Origin of the sequence: Stenotrophomonas sp. (genome assembly GCF_032099025.1) — a bacterium.
GTDB lineage: Bacteria > Pseudomonadota > Gammaproteobacteria > Xanthomonadales > Xanthomonadaceae > Stenotrophomonas.
On sequence record NZ_DAMCID010000030.1, the window covers coordinates 7,116 to 16,968 of the forward strand.

The following is a 9,853-nucleotide window of genomic DNA, read 5'->3' on the forward strand; positions in this document are numbered from 1 at the left end:
ACGGGAATTCCGCGCCCAGGCCGACCGCGTCGAAGCGCCGGCGCAGGCCGTGCACGCCGTCGGGCAGGCTGCGGATGTAATCGACCAGGACCTCGATCAGGTTGCGCGCGCGGTGCCCCAGGCCCATGTGCAGGGCGGTGTTTTCAATGTATCGGTCCAGCAGTGACATCAATCGGATTCCCGGATTCAGGACCGCGCAGGCAGGCCTGCGCAGGTCGCCCCATGCGGCATGCATGGGCTCTGCGGGGTCAATGTCGTGAGGACCTGTCAATGCGAAATGAAAGTTGCAGCGGCCGAAGGTTACGAATCTGCGGACCGCTACAACCATCTAGGACGCCTATCAAACAGGCGTCTTGTCACAGGTGGGCTCTGCATTCGCATGGTGTCTAAAGCGACACGTTCCTAAACGCACTGCAGCAACGCGATTGATGCGCAGCGCAGCGGCGAAAAGGTGGTGATCGCGACATCACGCGCGATCACAGGGCTGTCGTAATCAGCCGCTTTCCAAGGCATCCAGATACGACTGCCGCCAGTGGTTGATGTCGTAGGTGCGCAGGTGTTCCATCATCGCCTGCCAGCGTTCCACGCGTTTGCGCAGCGGCATCGTGGCCGCGGTGGCGATGGCATCGGCCACGCCGTCCAGGTCGTGGGGGTTCACCAGCAGCGCCTGCTTCATTTCATCGGCGGCCCCGGCCAGCAGCGAAAGCACCAGCACGCCGGGATTCTCCGGGTCCTGCGAGGCCACGTATTCCTTGGCCACCAGGTTCATGCCGTCGCGCAGCGGCGTCACCAGCCCCACGGCGGCGGCGCGGTAGAAGCCGGTGAGCGTGGCATGGGCGAAGTTCTGGTTGACGTAGCGCAGCGGGGTCCAGTCCGGCTCGGCATACCCGCCGTTGATGTGGCCGGCGATCTGTTCCAGCTGGCTGCGCAGCTGCCGGTACTCGGTGACATCGCCGCGCGAGACCGGCGCGATCTGCAGGTAGGTCAGGCTGCCGCGCTGATCGGGGTGGCGCTGCAGGTAGCGTTCGAAGCCCTGGAAGCGCTCGGGCAGGCCCTTGGAGTAGTCCAGCCGGTCCACGCCGATGGCCAGCTGGCGGTTGCGCAGGCTGTTGCGCAGGTCACGCACGGCCGGCTTGTTGGCACCGGCTTTGGCCTGGCGTTCGATGTGCGCGGTATCAATGCCGATCGGAAAGGCCGCCGCACGGAAGCGACGCCCGCCGGGCGCTTCGAGCATGCCGTCGGCCAGGGCGCGGCCGCCGCCGAACAGGCGCACGTAGGACTGGAACCGGTCGGCATCGCGCTGGGTCTGGAAGCCGACCAGATCGTAGGCATACAGGCTGGAGAACAGGCGCAGGTGGTCGGGCATCGCCTGAAGCAGGTCGGCCGAGGGCATCGGCACGTGCAGGAAGAAGCCGATGCGGCAGCCGATGCCACGCTCGCGCAGCAGCGACGCCAGCGGGATCAGGTGGTAGTCGTGGATCCAGACGATGTCGTCTTCGCGCAGCAGCGGCGCCAGCTTTTCGGCGAACAGCGCATTGACGCGGCGGTACGTCTCGCGGGTGGCGCGGTCGTAGTCCACCAGATCCAGGCGGAAGTGCAGCAGCGGCCACAGCGTGCGGTTGGCGAAGCCGTTGTAGTAGCCATCGACGTCACGCTTGTTCAGGTCCATGGTGACGTAGCGGATGTCGCCCTCGGTCTGCTCGTGCAGGCTGCCGCTGGGGTCGCGTACCGATTTGCCGCTCCAGCCGAACCACAGACCGCCGCGTTCCTTCAATGCAGCCAGCAGGCCGACCGCCAGCCCGCCGGGTGCGGCGACACCTGGCGCGGCCACCCGGTTGGATACCACCACCAGCCGGCTCATGACGCCTCCTGCCAGCTGCGCGACAGGCGCATGGCCGCCGTCACCAGGCCCACGTGCGAATAGGTCTGCGGGAAGTTGCCCCACGCCTCGCCGTTGTCGAAGGCCAGGTCCTCGGAGAGCAGGCCCAGGTGGTTGCGGCGTTCGAGCAGCGTCTCGAACATGTCGCGCGCCTCGTCGATGCGGCCGATCGCGGCCAGCGCATCGATGTACCAGAACGTGCAGATGGTGAAGCTGGTTTCCGGCTCGCCGAAATCGTCCGGGGCCACATAGCGGTACAGCGCGTTGCCATGCTTGAGGTCGCGGCCGATCGCTTCGACGGTGGCCACGAAGCGGGCATCGTCAGGGGCGATGAAGCCGATGTCGGCCAGCAGCAGCAGCGAGGCATCCAGACGATGGCCACCGTAGGTATCGGTGAAGTGGCCCAGTTCCTCGCTCCAGGACTCGCGCATGATCCGTGCATGGATGGTGTTGGCGCGGTCGCGCCAGTACTCGGCGCGGTGGTCCAGCTTCAAGCGCACCGCGATCTTGCAGAGGCGGTCGCACGCGGCCCAGCACATCGCGCTGGTGTAGGTATGCACTTCGGTGCGGCCGCGAAATTCCCACAGCCCGGCATCCGGTACGTCGTGCAGGGCGAACGCCTGCTCGCCCAGCGGCTCCAGCCGCGCGAAGGTATGGCTGTCGCCGGGGTCCTGCAGGCGGCGGTCGAAGAACAGCTGGGTGGAGGCAAGCACCACGCTGCCGTACACGTCGTGCTGGCGCTGTACCCAGGCCAGGTTGCCGCGCCGCACCGGGCCCATGCCGCGGTAGCCGTCCAGCGAGGCCACTTCGCTCTCTTCCAGCTTCGCCTCGAAGCCGATGCCGTACAGCGGCTGCAGGCTGCCGTCGGCCGTGGCGAGGTTGAAGATGTAGCCGAGGAACTGTTCCATGGTGCGGGTGGCGCCGAGGCGGTTCAAGGTGCGCACGACGAAGGCCGCGTCACGCAGCCAGCAATAGCGGTAGTCCCAGTTGCGGATGCTGCCGGGTGCCTCGGGGATCGAGGTGGTCATTGCCGCGATGATCGCGCCGCTGTCTTCGTACTGGCACAGTTTCAACGTGATCGCACTGCGGATCACCGCGTCCTGCCACTCCAGCGGAATGGACAGGTAGCGCACCCATTCGCGCCAGTAGTCGCGCGTACGCTGGAACGATTCCTGCACGTAGCCGCTCAGCGAGCGGTTGAGCGATTCGTCCACGCCCAGCACCAGGTGCACCGGATGGTTGAGCACGAACGGGAGTTCGTCACGCACGAAGCGCAACGGCACATCGGTGGTCAGGCGCAGCACATGGTCCGGCAGCACCCAGCGGATGTGGTTGCTGCCCCAGGTGGCGTCGGGCACGCGCGCGCCCCAGTCGGCCAGCGGCCGCGCGCGCACGATGATGCGCGGGGTGCCGGACAGCGGTCGCACCTGCCGGATCAGGCTGACGGGACGGTAGAAGCGGTCGTTCTGGCGCCAGCGCGGGGCGAAATCGATGATCTCCAGCGAGCCGCCGTGCTTGTCGTGCAGCACGGTGCGCAGGATCGCGGTGTTGGTCAGGTAGGCCTGCTCGCTGCTGACCATGTCTTCCAGTTCGATGGCGAAATCGCCACCGGTCTGCTGGTTGGGCTGAAGCAGCGCGCAGAAGGTCGGGTCGCCGTCGAAGGTGGGCAGGCAGCTCCATACGACCCGCGCGTTGCGGTCGATGAGTGCGCCGAAGCTGCCGTTGCCGACGACGCCAAGGTCCAGATTGGGTTCAGTCATGGTGCGTGGTTCTCTCAGACATCAGTAGGCGTTTTCGCGCAGCCAGCCGTGTACGGTGTGCACGTGCGGCAGGGCGAACACGGCCGCGCTGGGCTCACGCTCGCCCACCAGGACACTCCAGCCGTGCAGCGTGTTGGCCGCGTCGAACCCGTATTCGTCGGTGAGGTCGTCGCCGAGGAAGACCGGAATGCGGCCACGGAACGGCGACTGCTGCATCAGCTGGCGGATGGCGCGACCCTTGTCGGTGCCTTCGGGAACGAATTCGACCACGTGGTCACCCGGCTGCAGACGGTAGCCGCCATGGCCGCGGATATGCCGTTCGGCGAACGCCTGGACATCACGCGCGGCATGCGGCGCGCCACGCCAGTGCAGGGCCAGGCTGTGGCCCTTGTCTTCGACCAGCACGCCCGGATGGCCGTGTGCGAATCGCATGGCCTGCTGGTGCACGGCGTGCAGCCACTCGCTGGTGGTGTCATCGTGGTCGGCGTTGACCGCGTGGGTCTGCCCGGCGAAGCCGCGCACCTGGTGTCCGTGCAGGCCGGCGGCCGGCAGGTGGAGCGGGGCGAACAGCCGGTCCAGCTGCTCCAGCGGGCGCCCGCTGATGAGTGCTACCGCACCCTCCAGGCGATCGCTGATGCGGCCGATGGCTTCACGCACCTCCGGCAGCAGGGTGACCGCCTCGGGGTCCTCGGCGAATTCAATCAGGGTGCCATCCACGTCCAGGAACAGCGCGCACGCATCGTCCAGCAGTGGTGGCGGCGGACGTTGGGGGAAGTCGTTGGCCATGGTCGCCAACATGCCACCGCGTATGTGATCGCCGGGTAACGGCGTTCACACGCAGATGCGCGGCAGGTAACGACCGTGGGTCGTCACGCGCACGGGGCGGAGTGCGGCGTCGCCCGACCAACGGTCGGGCGACGCCTGCACACCGACGGCGGCGGACCGCTGGTCCGCACGCATCCTAGAACGTGTAGCGAACGCGCCCGTAGTAATAGGCACCATTGCTGCCAATCGGAGACAGCACGTCATACGGCAGGTTGCCGTAATAGTAGATGTCCTCGTTGGAAAGATCCGAATAATTGTCGGTCAGGTTCTGCCCACCCAGCGCCACGCTCCACTGCGGGGTGATGCGGTACTCGACCTCGGCATCCAGCTGCCATTCGGCACCATAGGTCTGGCGCGGCACGAAACCGTCACCGAAGTTGAACACACGCGTCACGCTGCCGTACCGGCTGACACGGCTGCTCAGCGTCCAGCGGTCGTTGGCCCAGCTGGCGGCCAGCTGCGCCCGCGTACGCGGGGTGGCGTCGGTGAGCGTGTTGGTCTCTTCCACGCCGAAGAGCACGTAATCCGGATCGAGTGCGAGCAGGCGCGCCGGCGTGGGCAGCACGTTCTTCAGCGTGGTCTTGTTGTACGCATAGGTGCCGGTCAGCAGCAGCTGGCCATCGCCCAGCGCCTGGCGCCAGTTGGTCACCAGTTCGGCGCCGCGCGTGCGGGTGTCGGCAGCATTGACGAAGAAGCTGGCGCTCTGCAGGCCGCTCACGCCGAACTGCTGCAGCACGGTGTCGGTGAGTGCGTCGCCGGTGATGCTTTCGGACAGTGCAATGCGGTCATCGATGTCGATCTGGTAGAAGTCCAGCGACAGATCGAAGTGCTCGCCGATGCGGCTGGTGAAGCCCAGGCTGGTGTTGAGCGACTTCTCCGGCTTGAGGTCGCTGGCGCCCAGTGCGCGCGCGATCGGATTGTTCACCGAGAGCACGCGGCCTTGGACCAGCTGGCCAGCGGCGTTGTAGCCGGTAGAGGTGGATTCGTAGCCGATCTGCGCCAGCGACGGAGCGCGGAAGTTGTTGGACACCGCGCCACGCAGCGCGAACGCCGGGGTGAACTCGTAGCGCAGGCCGAGCTTGCCGGTCAGCTCGCCGCCGTAGTCGTCGCTGTGCTCGTAACGGGCCGCGACGTCGCTGGAGAAGTGCTCGCCGAACTGGCTGGACAGGCTGGCATAGGCGCTGGCCACGTCGCGGGTCAGCGAGGTGGCGTCCTGCGGGGTCAGGCCACCACCGGCCTGCGAACCGGTCGGGCGGTCGATGTATGGGCCGGCCGCGTAGCTGGCCGGATCGCCCGGGCGGGTCTGGAAGTGGTCGCGGCGCGCTTCGACGCCCAGACCCAGGCTGTGGCTGTTGTTGCCCTGGGTGAACACCCGGCCGAGATCGAAGTTCCCCACGGTCAGTTCATTGCGGTAGTCGCCGGTCTTGAACGTGGTGGGGCTGGTGGGGCCCAGCGAGGCGTTGAGCGAGTTGCGCAGGCGATAGGTGAACGCATTGAAACCGTAGTCCAGGCTGGCGTCGTAATTCCACTCGCCCCACTGGCCCTTGGCACCGGCCACGGCCTGCACGTCGCGGTTCTCGCCCTCGGAGATCGGGCGGTAACCGTTGGGATAGATCTGGGTCCAGTTGGCGTCGCTGTCCGGGTAACGGAAGTAGTTGGCGCCTTCGCTGTCGCGCTGGTTGAAGGTGCTGAAGAAATAGAACTTGGACGTTTCACCGAACGGCAGTTCGGTGTTGATCCACGCATTGAGGTCCTTCGTGCTGCCATCGCCGAGCACGTAGTTGCGCTGTCCCTGCAGGGCCAGGTTGGTATCGCTCTGGTCCCACGGCGGAATCTGGTCGAAGCCGGCGCGGTTGGTGCCTTCGCGGTTCTTCAGCTCCAGGCCGACGCGCAGGAAGCCGCCATCTTCGCCCAGCGCGGTACCCACCTTGGCGCTGACGAAGCTGGTCTGGCCGTCGGTGATGGTGCGGTCGATCGGCTCCAGATCGGTGTGGTGGGCGCCGAAGCTGGCTTCGATGGCACCACCTTCGGGCGCATCGTCGAGGATCACGTTGATCACCCCGGCGACCGCATCCGAGCCGTACAGCGCGCCGGCACCGTCACGCAGGACTTCGATGCGCTTGATCGCGCTGACCGGGATGGAATTGAAATCGACCGGCGTGGTGCCCTTGCCGATCTTGCTGTCGGCGTTGACCAGCGCACTCGTGTGGCGGCGCTTGCCGTTCACGAGCACCAGCACCTGGTCGGGCGAGAGCCCGCGCAGCTGGGCGGCACGGACGTGGTCGGCACCGCCGGAGTTGGACTGGCGCGGGAAGTTGAACGATGGCAGCAGTGCCTGCAGCGCGCTGCCCAGCTCGCCATTGACCACGCCGGCGCGGCGGATGTCCTCGGCGGTCAACACGTCCACCGGCGAGGTCGACTCCAGCACGGTGCGGTCGATCGCGCGGGTACCGGTGACGATCACCGTGTCCAGCGTGGTGGCGGTGGCAGGCGCGTCCTGCGCGTGAAGGTCCTGGGCCAGCAGAGGGGAGGAAAGGACCAAAGCAATGGCAAGGCCAAGGCGCGACGCGGACGGACGGGACATGCAGGCTCCAGCAGAACGACGAGGGGGGAGGGGAGGGTTGGATATGTATGTACCAATCCATCCGGATGAAGCGATATATTATCTTGGCGTGACGGGGCCTTGTGATGCAAGTCCCAGTACGCCGGGGCATCAGCTCATAGCCGTTCGGCATCTATGCTGGCGGCCGATGTCCCTAAGGTAGCGACACGCCATGCGTGTCCCACGCAGCCCCAACCGCCCCCGGAGATAACCGCAACATGAAGTCCCATCCCCTGCTGCTCGCCGTGCTGTTGGCCGTAAGCGGCTGCGCAACCACCGCCCCGCTTGCCCATCAGGCCCAGCCCGCCACCACGTCAACCACCGCCAGCCTGCAGGGCGACGCCGCCCGCCCGGACGCCGCCGCCGGCTGGGTGCGCAGCGAGCTCTACTTCGGCGTGGGCGAAGAGAGCGGTGCGTCCGCGCGCGAGCAGACCGACGCCATCACCGAGGCGCAGTGGCGCGCGTTCCTCGACAAGGAGGTCACCCCGCGCTTCCCGGATGGCCTGACCGTGTTCGATGCCTACGGCCAGTGGCTGTTCCGCGGCGCCGCCGAGCCCAACCGCCTGCGCACCAAAGTGCTGGTGGTGCTGCACGAAAACACTCCGCAGCGCCGCGCGGACATCGAGGCGATCCGCCTGGCATGGAAGCAGGCCACCAAGCACCAGTCGGTCCTTTGGGCGCAGCAGGCGGTGGAGGTGTCGTTCTAAACGGCGTACCGACCCACGGTCGGTACCTACCTTGGTATGAATCGCGCGGAATCGCACGCCGGTGTCACCTGCGCGGGTCTAGGCTCGCACTTCCCCCTGAGCGTGGAAGTGCCGTCATGAGCAAGCGCGTTGCCGAAATCGTCGTCGATACCCTGCAGGCCGCCGGTGTGCGCCACTGTTACGGCATCGTCGGTGACACCCTCAACCATGTCACCGATGCCCTCCATCGCAGCGACATCGACTGGGTGCACGTGCGCCATGAAGAGGTGGCCGCGTTTGCCGCCGGGGCCGATTCGTTGATCAGCGGGCAGCTCACGGCCTGCGCCGGTTCCTGTGGCCCGGGCGGGCTGCACTTCATCAACGGCATTTTCGAGAGCAACCGAAACCGCGCGCCGCTGGTGCTGATCGCCAGCCAGGTAGTCACCCCCGAGCTCGGCATGGAGTTCCCGCAGGAAGTGGACTTCAAGGCGGTGTACGCCAGCTGCAGCGTGTTCTGCGAACAGGTCTACAACCCGGAACAGGCGCGGCGGGTGGTGGCGCTGGCCTGCCAGGCGGCGATCAGCCGGCGCGGCGTGGCGGTGGTGATCCTGCCGGCCGACATCAGCGAAGCGGAGGTCAAAGACGACCGGCCGTTCTCCGTGCACTACGCCCAGCCGGTGCTGCGCCCCAGCGATGACGAACTGCAGCGCATTGCCGCGCTGATCGGCGAGGGCAAGCGCGTGGGCATCTACGCCGGCGCGGGCTGCGAGCATGCGCACGACGCGCTGGTGGCGTTGGGCGCCCGCCTCAAGGCACCCATCGCGCACACCTCGCGGGCCAAGGATTTCGTCGAGTACGACAACCCGTACAACATGGGCATGACCGGCATCTTCGGGATCGAGTCGGGCTACCACACGCTGATGGCCTGCGACACGTTGCTGCTGCTCGGGGCCGATTTCGCCTGGGGCCAGTATTACCCGGACAAGGCCACGCTGATCCAGGTGGATCGCGATGGCAGCCATCTTGGCCGCCGCCACCCGGTGACGCTGGGGGTGGTGGGCGATATCGGGCCGACCCTGGAGGCACTGCTGCCACTGCTGCCGGAGCGCGAGGATCGCAGCTTCCTGGACGAATGCATCGGTCACCGGGAGAAGGCGCTGGCGACCCGTGCGAAGGAGGAGGAACCGGGTGAGGGCACGCTGATCCACCCGCAGCACCTCACCGCACTGATCGACCGCCATGCCAGCGACGATGCGCTGTTCACCGCCGACGGTGGCTCGCCGATGGTGTGGATCCTGCGCCACATCCGCGTCAACGGTCGCCGCCGCACCCTGACCAGCCTGCTGCATGGCACGATGGCCAATGCGATGCCGCAGGCGCTTGGCCTGCAGAAGGCCTATCCCGGCCGCCAGGTGATCTCGCTGTCGGGCGACGGTGGCATTGCGATGCTGCTCGGTGACCTGCTGACGGCGGTGCAGGAAAACCTGCCGATCAAGGTAGTGGTCTACAACAACAGCTCGCTCAACTTCGTCGAGCTGGAGCAGAAGGTGGAAGGCCTGCTGGATAACTACACCGATCTGAAGAACCCCGATTTCGGCCGCCTGGCGGAGGTCATCGGCTTCTACGGGCGCACCGTGACCCGTTCGGAGGACCTGGAGCAGGCGGTGCAGGACGTGCTGGCCCATCCAGGCCCGGCGCTGCTGGACGTGCATACCAGCCCGACCGAGCTGGTGATGCCGCCGCAGGTGGAGGCCAAGCAGGTGGCCGGCACCGCGCTGTATGCGGCCAAGGCGCTGCTGCACGGTCGCGTAGGGGACGTGCGCGCCCTGCTGGCGAACAATTTCCTCAATAAACCGTAGTGCCGGCCGCTGGCCGGCTCCACGTGATGCGGGGTTCATGGGGAGCCGGCCAGCGGCCGGCACTACGTGTCGCTTGATGCGGGTGCATGGGGAGCCGGCCAGCGGCCGGCACTACGTGTCGCTTGATGCGGGTGCATTGGGGAGCCGGCCAGCGGCCGGCACTACGTGTTGCTTGATGGGGGTGCATGGAGCCGGCCAGCGGCCGGCACTACGTGTTGCTTGATGGGGGTGCATGGAGCCGG

General features: G+C 66.9%; 6 protein-coding genes. 2 read left to right on the plus strand and 4 right to left on the minus strand.

Annotated features, from left to right (window positions below):
* Positions 1 to 493: 493 nt before the first annotated feature.
* The 4 genes from otsA to RT456_RS16805 form a co-directional block, all read right to left on the minus strand.
* Positions 494 to 1,861, minus strand: a complete 1,368-nt coding sequence (otsA, locus tag RT456_RS16790; protein ID WP_313348231.1) for an alpha,alpha-trehalose-phosphate synthase (UDP-forming) — start codon at positions 1,859 to 1,861, stop codon at positions 494 to 496.
* Positions 1,858 to 3,639, minus strand: coding sequence for a glycoside hydrolase family 15 protein (locus RT456_RS16795; RefSeq protein WP_313348232.1), 1,782 nt, complete (start codon positions 3,637 to 3,639; stop codon positions 1,858 to 1,860). The genes otsA and RT456_RS16795 overlap by 4 nt, the downstream gene beginning before the upstream one ends.
* A 21-nt stretch (positions 3,640 to 3,660) precedes the next feature.
* Complete coding sequence (gene otsB / locus RT456_RS16800; protein ID WP_313348234.1) at positions 3,661 to 4,425, minus strand: trehalose-phosphatase; 765 nt, start codon at positions 4,423 to 4,425, stop codon at positions 3,661 to 3,663.
* Between the two features lie 175 nt (positions 4,426 to 4,600).
* The gene (locus RT456_RS16805; RefSeq protein WP_313348236.1) at positions 4,601 to 7,048 is read right to left on the minus strand and encodes a TonB-dependent receptor; all 2,448 of its coding nucleotides are present in this window, start codon (positions 7,046 to 7,048) and stop codon (positions 4,601 to 4,603) included.
* Between the two features lie 236 nt (positions 7,049 to 7,284).
* On the opposite strand from RT456_RS16805, the gene RT456_RS16810 reads away from it, so the two are divergent.
* Positions 7,285 to 7,773 (plus strand): DUF3574 domain-containing protein, encoded by a 489-nt coding sequence (locus RT456_RS16810; RefSeq protein ID WP_313348238.1) that lies wholly within the window; start codon positions 7,285 to 7,287, stop codon positions 7,771 to 7,773.
* A 116-nt stretch (positions 7,774 to 7,889) separates the two neighbouring features.
* Positions 7,890 to 9,611, plus strand: coding sequence for a thiamine pyrophosphate-dependent enzyme (locus tag RT456_RS16815; RefSeq protein WP_313348240.1), 1,722 nt, complete (start codon positions 7,890 to 7,892; stop codon positions 9,609 to 9,611).
* The last annotated feature ends 242 nt before the right edge of the window (positions 9,612 to 9,853 follow it).

Excerpts from the sequence above, each read along its gene's own strand:
- RT456_RS16810 (WP_313348238.1), top strand. The coding sequence starts at position 7,285 with ATGAAGTCCCATCCCCTGCTGCTCGCCGTGCTGTTGGCCGTAAGCGGC.
- RT456_RS16815 (WP_313348240.1), top strand. The coding sequence starts at position 7,890 with ATGAGCAAGCGCGTTGCCGAAATCGTCGTCGATACCCTGCAGGCCGCC.
- RT456_RS16795 (WP_313348232.1), bottom strand. The coding sequence starts at position 3,639 with ATGACTGAACCCAATCTGGACCTTGGCGTCGTCGGCAACGGCAGCTTC.
- RT456_RS16805 (WP_313348236.1), bottom strand. The coding sequence starts at position 7,048 with ATGTCCCGTCCGTCCGCGTCGCGCCTTGGCCTTGCCATTGCTTTGGTC.
- otsB (WP_313348234.1), bottom strand. The coding sequence starts at position 4,425 with ATGGCCAACGACTTCCCCCAACGTCCGCCGCCACCACTGCTGGACGAT.
- otsA (WP_313348231.1), bottom strand. The coding sequence starts at position 1,861 with ATGAGCCGGCTGGTGGTGGTATCCAACCGGGTGGCCGCGCCAGGTGTC.